General features: G+C 71.2%; 21 protein-coding genes and 1 tRNA gene. 7 read left to right on the top strand and 15 right to left on the bottom strand.

Annotation, left to right across the window (positions count from 1 at the left end; genetic code table 11):
• Positions 1-273: 273 nt before the first annotated feature.
• The 4 genes from ACFYNS_RS31620 (at position 274) to ACFYNS_RS31605 (ending at position 5,954) form a co-directional block, all read left to right on the top strand.
• Positions 274-702, top strand: coding sequence for a PPOX class F420-dependent oxidoreductase (locus ACFYNS_RS31620; protein WP_360292554.1), 429 nt, complete (start codon positions 274-276; stop codon positions 700-702).
• Between the two features lie 132 nt (positions 703-834).
• Entirely contained in the window at positions 835-2,235 is a 1,401-nt protein-coding gene (gene cysS, locus ACFYNS_RS31615; protein ID WP_388606318.1) for a cysteine--tRNA ligase, read from the top strand.
• A 405-nt stretch (positions 2,236-2,640) separates the two neighbouring features.
• Positions 2,641-3,555, top strand: a complete 915-nt coding sequence (rlmB, locus tag ACFYNS_RS31610) for a 23S rRNA (guanosine(2251)-2'-O)-methyltransferase RlmB (RefSeq protein WP_276476054.1) — start codon at positions 2,641-2,643, stop codon at positions 3,553-3,555.
• A 368-nt stretch (positions 3,556-3,923) separates the two neighbouring features.
• Positions 3,924-5,954 (top strand): hypothetical protein, encoded by a 2,031-nt coding sequence (locus ACFYNS_RS31605; protein WP_360292560.1) that lies wholly within the window; start codon positions 3,924-3,926, stop codon positions 5,952-5,954.
• 333 nt (positions 5,955-6,287) lie between these two features.
• On the opposite strand, the gene ACFYNS_RS31600 is transcribed toward ACFYNS_RS31605, so the two are convergent.
• From ACFYNS_RS31600 to ACFYNS_RS31590, 3 genes are all read right to left on the bottom strand, one after another.
• Positions 6,288-7,007, bottom strand: coding sequence for a nucleotidyltransferase family protein (locus tag ACFYNS_RS31600; RefSeq protein WP_019355187.1), 720 nt, complete (start codon positions 7,005-7,007; stop codon positions 6,288-6,290).
• An 84-nt stretch (positions 7,008-7,091) separates the two neighbouring features.
• On the bottom strand, positions 7,092-7,529 hold the full coding sequence (locus ACFYNS_RS31595) for a hypothetical protein (protein WP_019355186.1): 438 nt from the start codon (positions 7,527-7,529) through the stop codon (positions 7,092-7,094).
• 534 nt (positions 7,530-8,063) lie between these two features.
• On the bottom strand, positions 8,064-9,188 hold the full coding sequence (locus ACFYNS_RS31590; RefSeq protein ID WP_360292564.1) for a sn-glycerol-3-phosphate ABC transporter ATP-binding protein UgpC: 1,125 nt from the start codon (positions 9,186-9,188) through the stop codon (positions 8,064-8,066).
• Between the two features lie 168 nt (positions 9,189-9,356).
• On the opposite strand from ACFYNS_RS31590, the gene ACFYNS_RS31585 reads away from it, so the two are divergent.
• Positions 9,357-9,430 (top strand) — tRNA-Thr (locus ACFYNS_RS31585).
• A gap of 95 nt (positions 9,431-9,525) precedes the next feature.
• On the opposite strand, the gene ACFYNS_RS31580 is transcribed toward ACFYNS_RS31585, so the two are convergent.
• The 12 genes from ACFYNS_RS31580 to ACFYNS_RS31525 form a co-directional block, all read right to left on the bottom strand.
• On the bottom strand, positions 9,526-10,785 hold the full coding sequence (locus tag ACFYNS_RS31580; protein WP_388606316.1) for a tyrosine-type recombinase/integrase: 1,260 nt from the start codon (positions 10,783-10,785) through the stop codon (positions 9,526-9,528).
• The gene (locus ACFYNS_RS31575) at positions 10,782-11,009 is read right to left on the bottom strand and encodes an excisionase family DNA-binding protein (RefSeq protein ID WP_388549833.1); all 228 of its coding nucleotides are present in this window, start codon (positions 11,007-11,009) and stop codon (positions 10,782-10,784) included. The genes ACFYNS_RS31580 and ACFYNS_RS31575 overlap by 4 nt, the downstream gene beginning before the upstream one ends.
• A complete protein-coding gene (locus ACFYNS_RS31570; protein ID WP_388606320.1) occupies positions 11,006-12,310 on the bottom strand; it encodes a replication initiator in 1,305 nt (434 codons plus the stop codon). The genes ACFYNS_RS31575 and ACFYNS_RS31570 overlap by 4 nt, the downstream gene beginning before the upstream one ends.
• A gap of 158 nt (positions 12,311-12,468) precedes the next feature.
• Entirely contained in the window at positions 12,469-12,756 is a 288-nt protein-coding gene (locus ACFYNS_RS31565; protein ID WP_388606315.1) for a hypothetical protein, read from the bottom strand.
• 14 nt (positions 12,757-12,770) lie between these two features.
• On the bottom strand, positions 12,771-12,965 hold the full coding sequence (locus tag ACFYNS_RS31560; RefSeq protein WP_019355180.1) for a hypothetical protein: 195 nt from the start codon (positions 12,963-12,965) through the stop codon (positions 12,771-12,773).
• Positions 12,966-12,979: 14 nt separating this feature from the next.
• On the bottom strand, positions 12,980-13,171 hold the full coding sequence (locus ACFYNS_RS31555) for a mobile element transfer protein (protein WP_185017667.1): 192 nt from the start codon (positions 13,169-13,171) through the stop codon (positions 12,980-12,982).
• Positions 13,171-13,359 carry a hypothetical protein gene (locus ACFYNS_RS31550; protein ID WP_388606313.1) on the bottom strand — a complete coding sequence of 63 codons (189 nt, stop codon included), beginning with the start codon at positions 13,357-13,359 and terminating at the stop codon, positions 13,171-13,173. The genes ACFYNS_RS31555 and ACFYNS_RS31550 overlap by 1 nt, the downstream gene beginning before the upstream one ends.
• 19 nt (positions 13,360-13,378) lie before the next feature.
• Entirely contained in the window at positions 13,379-13,999 is a 621-nt protein-coding gene (locus tag ACFYNS_RS31545; protein ID WP_388606311.1) for a DUF2637 domain-containing protein, read from the bottom strand.
• Positions 14,000-14,088: 89 nt separating this feature from the next.
• On the bottom strand, positions 14,089-15,456 hold the full coding sequence (locus tag ACFYNS_RS31540) for an FtsK/SpoIIIE domain-containing protein (RefSeq protein ID WP_388606309.1): 1,368 nt from the start codon (positions 15,454-15,456) through the stop codon (positions 14,089-14,091).
• 2 nt (positions 15,457-15,458) lie between these two features.
• Positions 15,459-15,809, bottom strand: coding sequence for a hypothetical protein (locus tag ACFYNS_RS31535; protein WP_027760583.1), 351 nt, complete (start codon positions 15,807-15,809; stop codon positions 15,459-15,461).
• Between the two features lie 313 nt (positions 15,810-16,122).
• The gene (locus ACFYNS_RS31530; RefSeq protein ID WP_388606307.1) at positions 16,123-17,349 is read right to left on the bottom strand and encodes a helix-turn-helix domain-containing protein; all 1,227 of its coding nucleotides are present in this window, start codon (positions 17,347-17,349) and stop codon (positions 16,123-16,125) included.
• A complete protein-coding gene (locus ACFYNS_RS31525) occupies positions 17,339-17,653 on the bottom strand; it encodes a putative quinol monooxygenase (protein ID WP_276478579.1) in 315 nt (104 codons plus the stop codon). Before ACFYNS_RS31525 ends, ACFYNS_RS31530 begins: the two co-directional genes overlap by 11 nt.
• Positions 17,654-18,027: 374 nt before the next feature.
• Between ACFYNS_RS31525 and ACFYNS_RS31520 the strand changes: the two genes are divergently transcribed.
• Positions 18,028-18,297 carry a hypothetical protein gene (locus tag ACFYNS_RS31520; protein WP_388606305.1) on the top strand — a complete coding sequence of 90 codons (270 nt, stop codon included), beginning with the start codon at positions 18,028-18,030 and terminating at the stop codon, positions 18,295-18,297.
• Positions 18,294-18,704 (top strand): hypothetical protein, encoded by a 411-nt coding sequence (locus tag ACFYNS_RS31515; RefSeq protein ID WP_388606303.1) that lies wholly within the window; start codon positions 18,294-18,296, stop codon positions 18,702-18,704. Before ACFYNS_RS31520 ends, ACFYNS_RS31515 begins: the two co-directional genes overlap by 4 nt.
• Positions 18,705-18,775: the final 71 nt, after the last annotated feature.

The following is an 18,775-nucleotide window of genomic DNA, read 5'->3' as shown; positions in this document are numbered from 1 at the left end:
GGCGGAGCCCCCTTGGCGGGGGGCCGTTGGGGGGCAGCGCCCCCCGACACGACCTCTCGGCGACAGCCGAAAAACAACGGGGGCGTGCCCCCACGGAGCCAGGCCACCCGCGGAGGGGAACCGACCCCGCGAAGGCTGGCGGAAAGCGCTGACGCCGACCCGACGCGTACACCCCCGCCGCCGACCGGATGTGAGATACCGTCCCGGCAGGCAAGACCGCCGGGCCGTCCGCGGCCCCACGGTGTCCGGTCAGGCCCGCGGCCCGCATCGCGAATGAGGAAGGGAGCCGTTCCCGTGGCCCAGCAGGTGCTCTCCGAGGAACTGAAGAAGGTACTCGACGGAGAGGTCTTCGTCGCCGTCGCCACCATCCAGCCCGACGGCAGCCCCCAGGTGTCGCCGGTGTGGGTGAAGCGCGACGGCGAGGACCTGCTCATCTCCACCACCGTGGACCGCCGCAAGACCCGCAACATGCGGCGCGACCCGCGGGTGACCGTCCTGGTGCACCCGGCCACGGCGCCCTACACCTACGCCGAACTGCGCGGCACCGCCTCCCTCACCACCGAGGGCGGGCAGGAGCTGATCGACGAGCTGGCCCACAAGTACGTCGGCAAGAGCTACGCCGAGTTCAACCCCGCCTCCGACCAGGACGCCGAGCGGGTCGTGGTGCGGGTCAGCGTCGACAAGGTCGTCGGCCGCCTCTGAGCCGGCGGCGCCGGCCGCCCCGGCCGCTCGTGCGCGACGCGGCCGGGGTACTCCGCGCTCCGACTCCGCCCGCCGGGGCATCCGCTCCGGTCCGGGCACGGCGCGGCCCGGCGGGCTACTACCCTGGGCACCGTGACTCTTCGCCTGTACGACACCAGCGCCCGGCAGATCCGCGACTTCAGCCCGCTCGAACCCGGCTGCGTCTCGATCTACCTGTGCGGTGCCACCGTGCAGGCGCCGCCGCACATCGGGCACGTCCGCTCCGGACTGAACTTCGACATCATGCGCCGCTGGTTCGCCTACCGCGGCTACGACGTCACGTTCATCCGCAACGTCACCGACATCGATGACAAGATCATCGCCAAGTCCGCCGAGCAGAGTCGCCCCTGGTGGGCGATCGGCTACGAGAACGAGCGCGCCTTCGACGCCGCCTATCGGGCGCTCGGCTGCCTCCCCCCGACCAACGAACCGCGCGCCACCGGCCACATCCCCGAGATGGTCGAGATGATGCAGGTCCTGATCGACCGCGGGCACGCCTACGCCGCCGACGGCAACGTCTACTTCGACGTCCGCTCCTTCGGCGACTACCTCGCCCTCTCCAACCAGGAGCTGGACAACCTGCTCCAGCCCGCGGGTGAGGGCGAGACCGGCAAACGGGACCCGCGTGACTTCGCCATGTGGAAGGCCGCCAAGCCCGGCGAGCCCTGCTGGGAGACCCCCTTCGGCCCCGGCCGCCCCGGCTGGCACCTGGAGTGCTCCGCGATGGCGCACAAGTACCTCGGCCGGGTCTTCGACATCCACGGCGGCGGCGTCGACCTCGTCTTCCCGCACCACGAGAACGAGATCGCCCAGTCCCGCGCCTTCGGCGACGACTTCGCCCGCTACTGGGCCCACAACGCCTGGGTCACCATGAGCGGCGAGAAGATGAGCAAGTCGCTGGGCAACTCGGTGCTCGTCAGCGAGATGGTCAAGCAGTGGCGTCCCCTCGTCCTGCGCTACTACCTGGGCACCCCGCACTACCGCTCGACCATCGAGTACAGCGCCGAGTCGCTGCGCGAGGCTGAGTCGGCGCTCGGCCGCATCGAGGGCTTCCTGCAGCGCGGAGTCGAACTCGCCGGCCAGGTGACCCCCGCCGCCGAGGTGCCCGAGGCGTTCGCCGCGGCCATGGACGACGACTTCGCCGTGCCGCAGGCCCTCGCCGTCGTCCACACCACGGTCCGGCAGGGCAACGCCGCACTGGCCGACGGCGACGCCGGCGCCGTGGCGACAGCCGTCGCCGAGGTCCGCGCCATGCTCGGGGTGCTGGGCATGGACCCGCTCGCCGCCGAGTGGTCCGGCGTGGCCTCCGGCGCCGGTGCCCGGCTCGACTCCGTGGTCGACTCGCTGGTCGGCCTGGTGCTGGAGCAGCGGCAGGCGGCGCGGGCCCGGAAGGACTACGCGACCGCGGACGCCATCCGCGACGAGCTCAAGCGCGCGGGGCTCGCCGTCGAGGACACCCCCGCCGGACCCCGCTGGGAACTCGCCGGGGAGTGACCCGGCCCCGGGGTGCCTGCCGCTCGCCTCTCCGGGCTGCGGAGAGGCCCGTCTTTCCGTAAGGGGGCCCGCCTCTCCGGAAAGGGGCCCGCCTCTCCGGAAGGGGCCCGCCTCTCCGGGGGGCCCGCCTCTCCGGAGAGCGGCCCGTCTCTCCGGAAGGGCGCGGCGGGACCTCCGGCCCGCTCCCCGGAAGGGGGCGCGGGCCACGGAGTGGAAACCGGTACCGTGGTAAGGCCGTACGTACATCCGACCGCTCGGCGAGCGCTGCGTACGTCCGGCCCTGCGGCCGACCGGCCATCGGCCGGCCGCTCCACGAACGACGACAGGCCCGACGGGCCAGGACAGACCCGCGACCGGGTCGACGACAGGCCCCCGAAGGCCGCGGACAGCAAGGTAGGTGCCCACATGCCCGGGAAGAAGAAGGGGCCGCAGATCGGCAGCGGCGGCAATCGCCGCCGCGGTCTGGCGGGCAAGGGCCCGACGCCGCCCGCCGAGATGCGCAAGGGCCACGCCAAGCAGCGCGCCGCGCAGGCGAAGGCCCGCCGCTCCCAGGGGCGTCCGCAGCGCGGCAGCAAGGGCACCTCGGAGCTGGTCGTGGGCCGCAATTCCGTCATGGAGGCCCTCCGTGAGGGTGTCCCCGCCAACGCGCTGTACGTGCAGCAGTTCATCGACAACGACGAGCGGGTCCGCGAGGCGGTCCGCGTGGCGGGTGAACGCGGCGGCATCCGCCTGGTCGAGGCCCCCCGGCCCGAACTGGACCGGATGACCAACGGCCTCAACCACCAGGGCGTCGTCCTGCAGGTCCCGCCGTACGAGTACGCGCACCCCGAGGACCTGGCTGCCGCCGCCTTCGACCGCGGCGAGGACCCGCTGATCGTCGCCCTGGACGGGGTCACCGACCCGCGGAACCTGGGCGCCGTCGTCCGCTCCGCCTCCGCGTTCGGCGGGCACGGCGTGGTCGTCCCGGAGCGCCGCGCGGCCGGGATGACGGCCGGTGCCTGGAAGACGTCCGCCGGCACGGCGGCGCGCACGCCGGTCGCGCGCGCCACCAACCTCACCCGTGCGCTGGAGGGGTACCAGAAGGCAGGACTGACGGTGATCGGCCTCGCGGCGGACGGCGAACTGGAACTCGGCGAGGTCGCCGCGCTCGACGGACCGCTCGTGGTCGTCGTCGGCAGCGAGGGCAAGGGCCTGTCGCGGCTGGTCGGCGAGACCTGCGACGTGCGGGTGCGGATCCCGATGCCGGGCGGGGCCGAGTCGCTGAACGCGGGTGTCGCGGCGGGCGTCGTACTTTACGAGGCGGCACGGCGCCGCGCCTGACGCCGGGCGATGCCTGGCACCGGGCGATTCCTGACGCCGGGGGGTTCCTGGCACCGGGCGGTTCCTGACGCCGAGCGGTTCCAGGCGCCGGGCGATCCTGACGCTGAGCGGACGGCTTCCGCGTGCCCCGGCAGTATTCTGCTGTCGCGCGGGCAGCGTTCCGCTCCGGCGCGCGGCAGCGTTCCGTGCGTACGGCGGTCGTAGCGGCCCGGCCATACCGCGGGGGCCGCACCCGGTCCGGGCAGTTCGGGCGGCCCCTCGGGCCGCGCCCCGGCACTCCCCGGCTCACCACTCCGATGATCTCTTGACGGACCTCGGACAGATCGAGTCGGTCAAGGCAGTGTCCTAACCGTCCGTCACTCGGTTAGATGAGTGTGGACACCAGAACACCCCGCGCACCCGGCGCTTCGGGCCGCGGCTCCGGGCACAGCCCAGCGGGAAGCCCACGCGGTTTCTTCGACGACGAACCGGTGCTGAGCACGGTCAAGGTCCCGTCCGACCCCGCCGAGGTGGTCGTCAACCACGCGAGCTTCCGCGTGCGGCTCGGCGGGGCGGCCGCGCCGCCCACCGCGGCCATGCCGTACGCACCGTCCGCCGCCTCGGCCGTGCATGCCCGGGGCGCGCTGTCGCCCGCGGCCACCGCCACGGTGCCGACGTCGCCGACCTGGCCGCTGTCGCAGCCCGGACCCGCGGACGGACGCGGGGCGCCGGCGTTCGAGGACACCGGGCCCGTGCCGGTCACCGCGGGCGGCAGCCCCGCGGGCACCCGCCGCCCCGGGGCCGGACGCCGCACACCGGTGGTGTGGAGCGGCGGCCCCGAGCCCGACGACACGGGTGCGACGAAGCTCATCCAGGCCGCCCGCACGGCGGGCCTGGTCGGCTTCGAGGGCGGCACCGCCGAGTCCGACCCCACCGCCACCCAGACGCTGCCCCGCGTCAAGGGCCCCGGCACCGCGGGCCCGGGCCGCACCGGCAACGGCCCGGCCACCGTGGTCGGCCCGCCGCGCGGTCCCCAGCCCTCCGAGAGCGGCGGCCCGCTGCCGCCGCGCGAACACCGCACCGAACCACTGCTGAAGGGCGTACGCCCGGCCCGCAGCGCGTTCGACGAGGACACCGGCGAGTTCGAGGCGGCCGGACCGGAAACCGGCGAACTGCCGGCCGTCACCCACCGCGGCGGCGACCTCCATCCCGGCGGCCCCCGCTACGGGGACGACGCGTACCCGGACGACGCCTACGGGGACGACGAGGACGAGTACACCCAGGGCGACACCGGGGCCCGACGCCGCCGCGACACCGTCCGGCACGCGTACTACCCGGGCCGCCGGATGAACCTGGGCGTCGTCCTGCTCCCGCTGCGGCTCTTCCTGGGCTTCATCACGGTCTACGCCGGGATGGGCAAGCTGTGCGACCCCGTCTACTTCGACGGCGGCGAACGCGGCTCCATGGTCACCTGGCTGCGCTCCCTCGACCCGTGGACCATCGCCACCCCGCTGCGGGACTTCGCCCTCGCGCACCCCGTCGGCGCCGGCCTCACGGTCGCCTTCCTCCAGGTCATCGTCGGCGTACTGACCATGTTCGGACTCTGGCAGCGGGTCGCCGCCGGGATCGGAGCACTGCTCTCCGCCGCCCTGCTGATGACGGTCAGCTGGAGCAGCGTCCCCGCCTACGAGGCGCCGGACATCATCTACCTCGCCGCCTGGAGCCCCCTGATCATCGCGGGCGCCCCCGTCTTCTCCCTCGACGGCCGGCTGGCGAGCGAGGCCTGGCGCAAGCTCGGCCCCCGCGTCGAACTGCGCGACCTGCGGCGGCGCGTGCTGCGCCGCGGCACCGTCATCGCCACCGTCGTCGTCGGCCTCGCACTGCTCGTCGGCTCCCTGCTGGGCAGCGCCGTCCGCACCTCGCAGCCCGCCTCCGGGTCCGAACGCGGCGACCTGCCCACCAACCGGCTGCCGGGCTCCCCCATGCCGCAGGAGCCGGGCCGCTCCAGCTCCGGCCAGGCCACCCAGGGCCCGTCCGGCGCCGACGGGCGGGACGGCGACAAGGACAGCCGGGACAAGGACGGCAGCCCCTCGGCGGAGGAGACCAGCCCCGGCGAGCAGCGGGCCACCACCGGCCCCGAGTCCACCCCCAGCCAGGGCCGCACCCAGGGCGCCAACCAGGGCAGTGGCCAGGGCGCCGCCACCCCCGGCCAGCAGCAGGGCACCACGGCACCGCCGGCCCAGCAGCAGCCCGCCCCGCAGCAGCCGCAGGCCAACCCCGGCGGCAGCGGCGGCTCCAGCTCCGGCGGCTCCAGCGACTCCTCCGGCACGGGCGCCTCGTCGTCCGGCTCCGGCAGCGGGTCCTCGTCCGGCAGCAGCGGCGGTCGCCGCGGCGCACTGGGCGGACTGCTCGGACACTGACCCGCGGCAGCGGGCGAGGGCCCTGGTGGCCGCTCCGTTTCCGTGGCCGGGTCGCCGCCGAGGCGGCCGGGGGCGTGTGAAGCCGGGTGGGGTGGTCGATCCTCGGAGATCGACCACCCCACCCGGCTTCGTGTTTCCGGACGTCGCCCGGCTCTCCTGTCCGGTCCTGTCCCGGTGCTCGGGTGTTGGGTTGCTCGGGTACGGCTCGGTTTCGCTCTTCGCTCGCACGCGGCCCCGGCAGCTGTCGGGGCCGGAGGGGCGTGTCGGAGAGGCGCGGCGGCGTGGCAGGGACGATAAGGCACGGTAGGAACGTTCAGGACGACCCCGAGGGCTTCAGCGCGGGGTCCCGTCGGCAAGCTCGCGGGCGGCCTCGCGCAGGTCCTTCGCGGTGTCGATGGCCCGCCAGTACGAGCCCTGCGGAAGCGGGAAGCCCGCCAGGGCCCGCTCGCGGGCGAGACGCGGGAAGGTGGTCCGCTCATGGTCCCCCCGCTCGGGCAGCAGGCCGACGAACCGGGGGGAGAAGACGTAGACGCCCGCGTTGATCAGATAGGGGGAGGGCGGAGCCTCGATGAAGTCGAGGACGTGACCGAACTCGTCGGTCTCCACCGCACCCCAGGGGATGCGCGGGCGCGCGAGCGCGAGCGTGGCGGTGGCGTCGCGCTCGGCGTGGAAGTCGGCCATCTCGCGCAGCGAGAAGCGCGTCCAGATGTCGCCGTTGGTCGCGTACCAGGGCTCGTCGGGCCGCGGCAGCGAACGCGCCGCGAACTTGAGCCCGCCACCGCGCCCCAGCGGCTCGCGCTCGACCACCGTCGTGACGCGGCAGGGGAGTTCCGCCTGCGTGAGCCACTCGTCGAGCACCTCGGCGAGGTGACCGCAGGAGACGACGACGTCGGAGACGCCTTCGGCCGCGAGCCAGGCCAACTGGTGGCCGATGATCGGTACTCCCGTGCCGGGGATCTCCACCATCGGCTTGGGGCGGTCGTCGGTGTACGGCCGCAGCCGTGATCCCTGTCCACCGGCGAGGATCACGGCCTGGGTCGGGTGCTGGGTCATGTGGCGCAGCCTATGCGCCACACGACCCGCGCCGGTCGACGCGCCCCGGCCAGGCGCTTCCGGCGCTTTCGCGCGCTTCCGGTGTCAGCTCAACTGCGCGACCCCGTAGGCGAACGAGGTGTCGCACACCGGCCGCGAGAAACGCTGCGCGCGCTGGGCCCCGTACTTGTGGACGGCGGCCTTCCCCAGCGCCCGGGCGATCGAGGCACAGTGGCCGGCGAGCGAGGGCTTGCGGGCGATGGCGCGCTGGAGACTGTTCAACGCCACCCCGGGGTCCTGCTCCTGGAGTTCGGCGATGAGCCGGTCCCGGAGCTGGTGCTCCGGCGTGTGGCGGCTCGCCGGCCCGGCGGGCGTCGAGGCGGTGTCCGCCGACGCCTTCTGTGCCGAGGAGGCGAGAACCGGTGCGTCCGCGGGCGCGGATGCCCACGGAACATACGTGACGGCGAGGGTCCCGGACAGGACGAGCACGACCGGGAGTACGAGTGCGAGGGATCGGCCGATACGGCGGGCTGCATGGTTCACGCCCGCGATGGTAGCGGAGTGTGGTGATTTGGCGACATTTTGTCACCACTTCGAGGGACGGGAACCCGGCTTGTTCGAAGAGGCATCGCACGGGAGGGGGAACACTGCGGCGTTGAGATGACGTCGGAGGTCGGTACGCCCCGCACGGCGGCCCCGCAGCAGAGGGAGCCGGCAGGACGAGACGAGGATACGGAGCAGAAGCCCGGCCCGCACGGACCGACAGGCCGGGGGGCGGCGTGCGACAGGCCGGGGGCGGCGTGAGGCAGGCGGAGACGGGGCGGGAAGGGCAGAGCGGTGCTCCCCGATCCGGGTCGGAATCGGGGCCCGCGCGGTGGACCGGGCCTGCACAGCGCAGGCCCCATGCGGGCGAAGTGCTCGCATGGGGCCGGGAACCGCATCGCGCGGAAGCGGAACGTCAGGTGCGAGGGCACCGAGCTGCGCAAGGAAGCGGCCCCACGGGCAGCCGCCCCGCGGGGCGGCTGCCGTTCAGGCGCTCAGGCGCTCAGGCGCTCAGGCGCTCAGGCGCTCAGGCACTCAGTCGCTGAGGCGCTCGCCGGACGAGGTGGCGAAGACGTGGGCCTCGCCGCCCTGCGGCACCACGTGGATGGTGGAGCCCTTCTCCGGAACGCTGCGGCCGGGCACCCGGACCACCAGGTCGCGCTGCTCGCCGCCGATGTCGGCGGTGCCGTAGACGTAGCCGTCGGCGCCCAGCTCCTCGACGACGTTCACCGTGACGGGAACGCCGGCGTGCTCGTCCTTGGAGAGGCCCTTGCCGCCGCCCTCACCGTTGACGATCTCGAAGTGCTCGGGACGGACACCGACCGTGACCGTCTTGTCGCCCTTGTCCGCCGCGGAACCGACGGCCTCGCGCTCGACCGGCACCACGCTGTTGCCGAACTTGACGCCGCCGTCGGTGATCGGAACCTCGACCAGGTTCATGGCGGGGGAGCCGATGAAGCCCGCGACGAACAGGTTGGCGGGCCGGTCGTACATGTTGCGCGGGCTGTCGACCTGCTGGAGCAGCCCATCCTTGAGCACGGCCACCCGGTCGCCCATCGTCAGGGCCTCGACCTGGTCGTGGGTGACGTACACGGTGGTGATGCCGAGGCGCCGCTGGAGGCTCGCGATCTCCGTACGGGTCTGGACGCGGAGCTTGGCGTCCAGGTTGGAGAGCGGCTCGTCCATCAGGAAGACCTGCGGCTCCCGGACGATGGCCCGGCCCATCGCGACCCGCTGCCGCTGACCGCCGGAGAGCGCCTTGGGCTTGCGGTCCAGGTATTTGGTCAGGTCGAGGATCTTGGCCGCGTCCTCGACCTTCTTGCGGATCTCGGTCTTCGCCACACCCGCGATCTTGAGCGCGAAGCCCATGTTGTCGGCCACGGACATGTGCGGGTAGAGCGCGTAGTTCTGGAACACCATCGCGATGTCCCGGTCCTTCGGCGGAAGGTGGGTCACGTCGCGCTCGCCGATGCGTATGTTGCCCTCGTTCACGTCCTCCAGGCCGGCGAGCATCCGCAGCGAGGTGGACTTGCCGCAGCCGGAGGGACCGACGAGAACGAGGAACTCCCCGTCCGCGATCTCGATGTCGAGCTTGTCGACGGCGGGGGTGTCGGCGCCGGGGTACACCCGGGTCGCCTGGTCATAGGTGACCGTGGCCATGTTCGCTTCTCCTTCACCGGCAGGTACGTGCCGGACGATCCGTCGTAAAGGGAGGTGTAGTCCACTGCGTGGACCTGGCGAGACGCTAGCCGTTGCACGCCCGTTTGTCAGTAGTCGCAAGCATCACGATCCATCTCCCAGGTACACTGCACGAGCGACGCACCCCCCGCCGCCTTAGCTCAGCTGGTTAGAGCATCTGTCTTGTAAACAGAAGGTCGTCGGTTCGAATCCGACAGGCGGCTCCGCAGGTCAGAGGCCCCGCATCATGATCGATGCGGGGCCTCTGTGATGCCGTACAGCAGCGAAGTACAGCAACCGGGGTGATCGTTACGGGCCGCTACGAGTCCTCGTCGGACTCCTCGGCGTCGTCCGGTGGGCTCTGGCCGAAGCTGCGGGAGAGCCGTTGCAGTGCTTCGCGGATCTCCTCGTCACTGGCCTCCGAGTACACGTCGAAGGTCATCGTGAACTTGGAGTGCCGCAAGATCCGCTGCGCCACCTTGGGGTGCACCTTCATGGCGACGAGCAGCGAACCGGTGGTGTGCCGAGTGTTCCGGAGCGGGATCGCGCGGACGCCGGCTTGGCGGATGCGGACGGCGAAGGCCCGGGTGAGGTTGCCGGGCTCGATCGGTGTCCCGTAGCGAGTGGTGAAGATCAGCCCATGCACGTCCTGCCAGAGCTCTCCGGCCGCCTCCCGGTCCTCCTGTTGCTGCTGGCGACGCTGCCGCAGCGCTGCGAGGCAGAGTTCCGGCAGGGGGAGGAAGTCCTCCGAGTCCTCCGTCTTCGTCTCGCGGTGCAGGACCTCACGGCCCGCACGCTGTAGCTGGTGGTCGATGTAGAGCTCTCCGGCGTCGAAGTCGATGGACTCCCACGTGAGGCCGAGGATCTCACCGCGCCGGAGCCCGAGAGTGAGCGCCAGGACCCACGCGGCGTACAGCGGATCGTCGGACGTGACGGCGTGTTCCAGGAAGCGGCTGGCTTCGCCGACCGACCACGCCTTGACCTTCCGGCGCCGGGGCTTCGGGACACGTACGAGCTTGGCGACGTTGCGCGGGATCTCCTCTTCGACCACGGCCTGACTCAGAGCCGCGCGGAGGGTGTCCCGGGCGATCTGGACGACCCGCCCGCTCGGGTACTGCTCGCAGCACTCGCCGATGGCGCAGCAGCGTTGCCGCTCGGGACGGCGCTTGGCGTCCTTGCGCTGGGCGCAGCACTGGCAGGTGTCGGCGAGCTTCGTCAGCCACTCGCGCACGTCGCGAACCGTCAGCTTGTCGAGCCGCTTGGAGCCGAGGCGGGGCACGATGTAAAGGCGCGCGGCACCCTCGTACGCGACGTATGTCAGGGGCGCCAGGTTGGGCTTCACGACCGAGGTCAGCCAGTAGTCGAGGAAGGTGGCCACGGTGCGGTGCCGAGTGGCCACCGGGCCCTTCTTGGCCTCGTTGTGGAGCTTCAGCCACTTCTCGTGGACCTCTGAGCGGGTCTTGCCGTAGACGTACTTGCGCTTGCGCTTGCCGTCCGGGGTAGTGACCCAGACGTACGCGGCGAAGCCGTTGCGGTAGGGATAGATGGAGCCTTCGCCGTTGCCCCGCTTGCCGCTCATGCGGACCACCTCTCGGCGCCGATTCCTTCGGCTTCCGCCGCACAGCGCTCGATGTACTCGTCCACCCAGGCCGGAAGCACGCGGCGGTTACGGCCGACCTTGACCGAGCGAATCTCTCCGGTGAGGACGAGCATTTTTGTCTTGGAGAGGCCGAAGCCGAGCATGGCGGCAACTTCGGCCGTGGTGTGCCACTTGGGCGTGATGGTGGTCGTGGTCGCCGTCATCGGGCGGCGTCTCCTTTCGAAGTGGGGATTGTTGGGGTGTCGGCGAGGGATGCGGCCAGCCACTCCTCCGTGGCGGTGAGACCGGTTCCCGCGTAGGCCCAGTGGGCGAGGACGAGTGTTGTCTCTTCGTCGTCCACAGGCTGTGGGTCTTCGTCGCGTGCGATGGCGGCTTGGAGGCGTTGCCATTCGGCGCGGGCGGTGCGGAGGGCGCCGAGGGTGGTGGAGTAGCGGCGGGTTTTGGTGGAGAAGTGGCCGCGGAAGCCGAGCATGTGGGCCCAGGCGCGGAGGCGGAGGTGTGCGAGGTCTTTGCGTGCGCCGAGGGCCCAGGCGGTGCGGATGAGGCGTTCCGCGTGCGGGGGCAGGTCCATGCCTGCCAGCTCGGCGACGAAGCGCAGGCGGCGGTCCAGGGTGCCGGTGGCTGTCTCGGCGCCTTTGGTGGCGTACTTGGCGATGTAGGCCGCTACCGCGCGGTCGGTGAGTGCTTGGCCGCCGTCGAGGTCGGGGCCGTGGATGGTGCGGATGTCGAGCTGGCGGCCGAAGGCAAACGTGTGCGGGCGACCATCGAGGACGGGGCCGGGCACGACTGCACGGGATGCTGCGGCACGGATGGCGTCGCCCAGCAGTTCGGCGGATGCCCAGTGCGGGGTCGGGGTGTCGCCGCCGGCTGGGCCGTCGAGGCGGATGACGGCGTGGAAGTGGACGGCGCCGCGCTTCTGGTACTCGGCGACCTTCGCGAACGAGACGCGAGCGCGTTCCGGGAGCTCCCGTTGGGTCAGGCCCGCGCGGCGAGCGATCTCCCGGCGGAGGTGGATGGAGAAGCGGCGCCACAGTGCGCCCGCGTGGGCGTTCCAGAGCACCGCGGCTTCGTAGTCGTACCGGTCCGGGTCCAGCGGCGACCCGAGCGCCGGATCGTCGGCAGCGTGACGACGGCCGCAACGGCAGGCACCGGTGCCGGGCCGGTTGTGGACCGGACCGAAGCTCGGTGCGGTGAACGTCGCGAAGACGCGCGGGTGTGTCGTCACGGTCTCGGGGGTGCCTTTGCCGCCGCGTAGTCCGGCGGTGATGAGGTGGAAGGTGTCGCGGCGGTACGTCTCGGCGCAGGCTGCGCAGCGGGTGGTGCGCCGGTTGCCGCAACGGACGAGGAGATCACCGGCAGGCAGCTCGGCGGAGTCGAGGCGGCGCAGGGCCGGGCCGATCTCGCCAGTCATGGTGTCGAGGTTGTGTTCGGTGCGGTGGCCGGCTAGGCGGACGGGATTGGTGCAGCCGCCCAGGCCGGAGAGCTGGCGGAGAATACCGGGCAGGGAGCCGGCTGCGGCGAGGTTTGCCAGGTCGGTGAGCGGGGCGGGGGTGGTGCGCGCGATGATGGTGCTTCTCCTTCTCTGACCTACGGGGTGGGGGAAGGGGCCGGGCTGCCGGGGCGGTGGATGCTTGGCGGTATCGAGACCGCCCCGGTAGCCACTCAGCGGTGATGCACGTTGCTGCGGGAGCCGAGGAGCGAGCGCAGGACCAGCGCAGCCACGGCGACCGAGACGGCCGTCACGACGACCGCAGCCAGCAACGCGACGACGACCACGCCGCCGACCACCACGGCCGCGACGGCCCCCGAGCCGACCGTCGGCAGCGAGCGCTGCGGAGGCATGGCGACGGGTGCGGAGTGCTGGCAGCCGCAGGCCGGGACGTGCGCGTGCTGGGCGGTCGTGGGCAGGTTCGGGGTGTGGGTGTCGGGGAGTTGGGGGCGCAGGAACATCGGCGGGTCTCCTGTCAGTCGTGGTTGCCGTTGACGGTCTCGACTCCGGTGCGGGTGCCGTTGTCGATGGCGGGGGCGAGGAAGGTGTCGGCGAGGTAGAAGCCGAACAGCGCGATCACGACGACGAGCCAGACACGGACACCGAGGAACTTCACAGCGCCCCACACCAACAAGCCCAGGACGACGACCAGGGGCAGATTCACGGACACGGGAAGCTCTCCTTTCAGCGGATAGGGCAGCGGTGGGTACGGGCGGCCAGCTCGGCGGCGGCACGCGAGTCGTAGTCGGCGGAGAAGCCACAGCGCGGGGCGGTGCAGGCGGCGGTGTGCTTCTCACGTCCACGGCCGTCGTGGGCGGTGCCGACCTGTACGGGGCCGATGCGGGTCACGGAGCGGAATCGGCGGTTGAGCGGCATCAGCAGTCCTTCAGTCGCAGGGATGCGGGGGCGGGAAAGTGGCGCAGGATGCAGGCGGCTTCGTCCGTGTCGGTGGTCAGTGCGGCGGCTTCTTCGGCGAGGAGCCGGGCGAGCACGGGGTGGCCGGTGTGGGCCATCTCGTGGGCCGCGTCGAGGTAGTCGAAGCTGTCGGGCAGGTGTCCGGTCATGGCAGGTCCTCCGGTTCGGTCAGGTGAGCTGGGCGGCGATCTGCTCGGCGAGGGGTGCGGGGACGCCGAGGCGGGCGCGGAGGGTCGGGGTGTCGATGGGTGTGCCGGTGCGCTCCTGATGAGCGGTGGCGATCTTGCGCGCGTGCTCGACCAGGGCGGCCGGAACAGCCGCGGTGGACGACGCCGGGAGCTCCGAGGCGGCCGGTACGGAAGGTGCGGGCGCAGGCTCTGCAATCTCAGGGCCGGTCGACTGCTCGGCGGCCGGCTCGGCCGGAGTCTCCGTGGTGTGGGCGAGGAGGGTTCCGCCGAGGAAGGCCAGGGCAGGCCATCCGGCGACGAGGATGCGCAGCCAGTCGGGAACGTCGTCCAGGTCGAGGAGCCCGGCGGTGGCGATGTTGGCGCCGAGGGATGCGGTGAGGGCGACGAGGAACCAGCACCAGCCCGCAGCGCGGTCCCGCCCGGAGCGCAGCCGACGCCAGGCCGCGACCAACAGCAGGTCGACCGACACCGGGTAGGCCCAGGCTTTCCATCCGTCCTGCCCGGCGGCCGAGGCCAGGTCGTGCAGGTGCGCGAAGGACAGCGCAGCAGCGATGACCGCTTGCACGAGCACGGCATCGACGCGGGCGAGGTGGGCGCGCATGGGGGCACCTCCTTTCGGTTTTCGGCATGGGAGGGGTAGGGACTTGGCGCGAGGGCAGGCGCGCCGGCCGGATCGGAGAGAGCGGAAGGTCAGGCGGTGGCGGGCCGGGGCTTGGTCAGCGAGGCAGGCCGGACAGCAGAGACGGCGGGCCGGAAGGGCTTGAGCGCGGGCAGGTCCGGCACCAGGTGCGCGGTGCGCTCACAGCAAGCGGCAGCGTCGGCCAGGGACAGGTACGGGGTGCGGATGCGGGACCAGCCACCGGAGGTGTCGCCGGCCACGGCCAGGCCGGGGCGTTCGGGGGCAATGGTGCAGGCGGCGCCGACCGCTTCGGGGGCGATGTCCCCGAGAGCCATCTTGGCCGAGGGTTCGTCGTTCACGCGGTGGCAGACGCGGCCGGAGAGCTGGGCCCGGAGCATGGTGGCGCCCTTGCCCAGCTCGGCCCCGAAACGCTGCCCGCACACCTCCAGATAGATCCCGGCAGCACGGCCGAGCTGCGCGAGGCGGATGAGCTGGGTGACCATCTCATCCCGCCGCTCCTCGTCCTTCTTCGTGGCGACGAGGAACAGTTCGGCCACCTCGTCCACGAACAGCACGATCGGCACCGGCCGTTCCGCCTCGGGCAGGCCCCACACGTCCGAGGTGATCTCCTCATCCGGAGTGGTGGGGGCGATGCCCTGGCGGGCGCGGATGAGGTCGTAGCGGTCCTCCATCTCCTGTACGAGCGTGGGCAGCAGCTCGGCGGCCTGCCCCGCGTCGGTCGCCAGGGCGGAGAGCCGGGGCGCGAACGGCGCCAGTTCCACGCCTCGCTTGCAGTCGATGCCGGCCAGCGCGACCGGCTGAGCGGCGAGGCCGGTGATCAGGTGTCGCAGGTACATCGACTTGCCCGACAGCGTGGCTCCGAGCACCAGCTCATGCGGGATGGCGCGGTAGTCGCGGACGAAGGCGGTTGCGTCCTCCCGCAGTGCCACCGGCACCCGCAGGAACCCGCCTCCCGCCTTGCGCGGCATCCGAACTCGTTGCAAGACGTCGAAGCCGACCAGGCGCAGTTCGACCACACCGGGCTTGACCGGCTCCACGTAGACGCCATGCACACCCCAGGCATGCCGCAGCCGCTCAGCGGAAGCATCCACGTCGGCAGGCTCCTGCCCCGGAGCGAGCCGCAGACGTATCCGCAGGCCCGTCGAGGTCGGCCGCAGCATCCCCCGACGAGGAGGCACCGGCCGCACCTCACGACGAGTGGCCGCCCGCACAGCCAACGCCCGCAGACGGGACGGCTGCACCGTCAGCCCGCACGAATGCATGACCGACCCGTAGGAGCCCACCAGCCGCACAGCCGAAGCGGGCATGCCCACGGCCGACCAGTAGGCGGCCGGGTGCCGGGCCCGGAGGTAGGCGGCACCAGCACCCATACCGGCAACCGGGCCGCCTACCTCCACCAGCGTCATCAGCTCGGACACGGTCAGGCCCCCACACCTGCCGGAACGGCACCCGGCGCGACAGCGGCAGCCCGGTAGGCGATGCCGTGCCGCTGCTGACCGTTGAACACCGACTCCCACGGCCGAGCCACCAGACCCGGCAGGGAAACCGGCGCCCCCAGCGCCAGCCCCTCGGAAATGCCGCTCTCGGGAACGGTGACGTGGATGAGCGAGGACTCGCCCTCATCGATGTAGACGACGCCGACCTTCATCAGCGACTCACCGCTGGTGGCGTCCTTGGCGATCTCGCCCGTCTGGCGGTCCCGCACCTTCGGCTCGGGGATCTCGGTCAGCAGGACTGTCGCGGTGGACGTGTCAATACGGATCGTTCGCACGACGCAGTACTCCCTTTGCGATTGCCCCATTTCGGGGCATAAGACAACAAATAGTCACGCAACGGGAGGTTGACCGCTTACCGACTGGGCGCGATACGCTTCGAGAAGCGTTGATGCCAACGACGCACCCGGCCTGAGTGGGCTGCCTCCCGCTCAGGCCACATCTCTTCTGTGGCCTCTGAAGCGCATCGGTGCGGGTCTGCCTTCCCGCGTCGGTGCGCTTTCGCATGCCAACACCCCCTGCCCTGCTGGTTGCAGAGGGGCATGTTGACGCTCACCACAGTAACCCGTACTCCAAGTACTGTCTAGTACTTCACGTACTAGTCCGCACTTCTTGTACGCCCAGCTCGTTCGCCAGCCCTCTGAGCTGGTCGGATGGTGGCTGGCTCATGGTCAGCAGGTCCGAAACGAGCTGCTTGACCAGAGGCATGGCGCGCACCATCTCCGGTGACAGTTCGCGCGCCTTGAGCAGCGCTTCGACCGCGGGTCCGACCTGTCGCCGCTGGGCTTGCGCTCTGGCGATGTCGAGGTTGAAGCGCGTCTGACGCTCCGAGGAGAGCGCGGAGGCGTCAATGTCCCGTGCGGCTCGCAACGCGACGCCGGCGTCGCCCAGGTCCACCGCCACCGAGACCTCATGCAGGCCGACGTTCGTCGGCCCGAACTCGGTGTTGTAGTCGTTGCGCCCCTCTCCGACCTGCTGCGCCATGGACCGGGCTTCGCTCAGGAAGTCGTACGCGGCGTCAGCGTCATTCAGGCGTGCGGCGGCGACAGCTCGCTGAAGCGTCAGAGCGCCACGAAGGGCCACCGCCGCGGCCTCCCCGGAGTCCGTGAGGGGGCGGAGTGCGTCGGCGGCGGTCCCGGAGGCTTGCGCCGCCTGTTCGAAGTGGCGGGCCCCGAGGAAGACGATGGACAACCGGAACTCCCCGGCCGCCATCAGGAGCGGATCATCAGCGCGCTCGGCAGCGACCACGGCGCGGTCAACCGCGATCCATGCCGCTTCCGCTTCGCCCATGTTGGCCAGGGCGCCGCTGCACGTGTGGTACATGGCGGCCATCAACCGGAAGAGCTGCGGACGCTGCTCTTCGGGGCCGGACCGCACGGCCCCCTCCAGAGAGGGGACCAGCTCTTCCAGGAGTTCCGCCAAGTCCGCGTAGTTCCCGCCGTGCGCAAGGGACCACGCCCGGTCGACCTGGGCGCTCAGCGCGGGGACATCCGGGGGTTCGTGCCGGTCGAGGATGGCGGTCAGGGAGTGTGCGGCGCTCAGCACCAGGCGAAGCCGGTTGGCACCTGGGGGCTCGCCGTCTGCGACCGAGGCGACGATCGGAGCCTCGGCGGCCAGTTCCCCCACCGGAAGGTCGAGGGCGTCGGCGACCTTCTCCAGTACCGTCATGCGGTCGATCCGGCGCACTCCGCGTTCCACCTGGGAGACCCACGCTTCTGAACGCTCCAGGAGCCGGGCGAACTCCTTCTGGGACAGGCCGCGACGTTTGCGATTGAAGGCGATCTTCCGGCCGAGCGCCTTCGCGTACTCAGTGCTCAACGTCGACGCCCTTGCCGGACGTGAGGTCCAAACGGTCCACCTGGACATCGGCTACGTACAGGTCCCGCTGAGCGAGGAACGTCTGGACGTAATCCTGCGACTCGTGAGCCTCGAAAGCGCCCCGGTCGCGGTAGAGCTCGTAGAAGATCCGTTCCAGTGGCCGGCCGTCTACGCGGTGAACTGCGTAGATCAGCGTGCCCGGCTCGTTCTCCTTGATCAATTCCCCAGTGCGCGAGACCAGGGCATCGAATTGTGCCGCGGCGTCCTCGTCCTTGCACGTGAAGCGCACCATCAGCCCGAACATGCGTTCTCCCTTCGCTGATCACTCGTCTCGGCACCACACCTCAGCGTGAACCGTATGCGGCGATAACCCGCACGAAAAGTACGATCCCGCATTTGCGCTATCCGCACACGGGGTACGGTGCTGGTACTAATTGTACGGCCGTGGCTCCTTCGCGTCAGCCGTACCCCAGCTTTGCCGTGCAAACGTGCAGGTCACCCCAGGGAGGGCCGATGTCACGCAACCTCCGAAGCTTGATCGTTTCGACGCACCCATTTCCGCACCAGGCACTCAAACATCAGAGCTGCACAGCGCCCCCTCAGCCAGCAAGCTTCCGCCGGCATCGCTCCGGCAGCGCGACATCGAAGCGCGCCTACCACTGCGAAGCAGCCGCCTACGTGCCGGCAACGGGCCGGTCCTTCGCGCTCGGGACATGCTCGGCACCCACTCCACGGCTGGCCCTGCGCTGGCTGCTCCACCGGGCGGGCCACATCGCAGACCAGCTCGACACCCCCGCAGCCAAGCCCGTACTCCATTGGCTCGGCGACCAAGCCGAGCACGAGCACGCACTCTCACTCCTGACGAGGGGCGAGACCTACACCTTCACCGTCTTCGACGACACCACCCGGTACGCCCTGTCCGCCCGCGCCACCAGGAGCGCACGATGAGCCCCGCAACCCTCACCCGGCACGGCTACTGGTGCGAATGCTGGACCCAGAGCCCGGCAACCGGAACCGCCCCCGCCCTACTCGGCTCCTTCGACGCCACCACCCCGCGGCAAGCCATCCACTGGGTACGCACCAGCCTCCTCACCATCGCCCCCGCCCTGGACGACGAGCCCTACCGCCAAGCCCGCTACTGGGTGACAGACGGACAGACACACTCAGCCCAAGCACTGCACCACGGGCGCTCCTTCAGCCTCACGCTCACCCAGCACAGCACCCGCATCGCCTGGACAGCACGACCGGTCTCCTACCTGCCCCTACTCCACCGCCAGGGCAGGCAACTCCCGACCTGCGCCTACGAATTCGCACCCAGGCCACGAACCAGTTGTCGAGTCTCAGGTGATGTTTGACGTTCTGGTCTCAGCTGATGCTTGACGGTGGGCCTAGACAACATCGGAAACCTTGTGGGGCTTGTTCGCTT

Origin of the sequence: Streptomyces sp. NPDC006925 (assembly GCF_042869575.1) — a bacterium.
Lineage (GTDB): Bacteria > Actinomycetota > Actinomycetes > Streptomycetales > Streptomycetaceae > Streptomyces.
Note: the sequence above shows the minus strand (reverse complement) of the source record. Positions and strands in the feature narration are given on the sequence as shown.

Excerpts from the sequence above, each read along its gene's own strand:
- ACFYNS_RS31605 (WP_360292560.1), top strand. The coding sequence starts at position 3,924 with ATGAGTGTGGACACCAGAACACCCCGCGCACCCGGCGCTTCGGGCCGC.
- ACFYNS_RS31575 (WP_388549833.1), bottom strand. The coding sequence starts at position 11,009 with ATGACGGCGACCACGACCACCATCACGCCCAAGTGGCACACCACGGCC.
- ACFYNS_RS31550 (WP_388606313.1), bottom strand. The coding sequence starts at position 13,359 with ATGACCGGACACCTGCCCGACAGCTTCGACTACCTCGACGCGGCCCAC.
- ACFYNS_RS31600 (WP_019355187.1), bottom strand. The coding sequence starts at position 7,007 with ATGACCCAGCACCCGACCCAGGCCGTGATCCTCGCCGGTGGACAGGGA.
- ACFYNS_RS31515 (WP_388606303.1), top strand. The coding sequence starts at position 18,294 with ATGAGCCCCGCAACCCTCACCCGGCACGGCTACTGGTGCGAATGCTGG.
- rlmB (WP_276476054.1), top strand. The coding sequence starts at position 2,641 with ATGCCCGGGAAGAAGAAGGGGCCGCAGATCGGCAGCGGCGGCAATCGC.
- ACFYNS_RS31555 (WP_185017667.1), bottom strand. The coding sequence starts at position 13,171 with ATGCCGCTCAACCGCCGATTCCGCTCCGTGACCCGCATCGGCCCCGTA.
- ACFYNS_RS31580 (WP_388606316.1), bottom strand. The coding sequence starts at position 10,785 with ATGAGCGGCAAGCGGGGCAACGGCGAAGGCTCCATCTATCCCTACCGC.
- ACFYNS_RS31525 (WP_276478579.1), bottom strand. The coding sequence starts at position 17,653 with ATGTTCGGGCTGATGGTGCGCTTCACGTGCAAGGACGAGGACGCCGCG.
- ACFYNS_RS31565 (WP_388606315.1), bottom strand. The coding sequence starts at position 12,756 with ATGTTCCTGCGCCCCCAACTCCCCGACACCCACACCCCGAACCTGCCC.
- ACFYNS_RS31545 (WP_388606311.1), bottom strand. The coding sequence starts at position 13,999 with ATGCGCGCCCACCTCGCCCGCGTCGATGCCGTGCTCGTGCAAGCGGTC.
- ACFYNS_RS31620 (WP_360292554.1), top strand. The coding sequence starts at position 274 with ATGAGGAAGGGAGCCGTTCCCGTGGCCCAGCAGGTGCTCTCCGAGGAA.
- ACFYNS_RS31590 (WP_360292564.1), bottom strand. The coding sequence starts at position 9,188 with ATGGCCACGGTCACCTATGACCAGGCGACCCGGGTGTACCCCGGCGCC.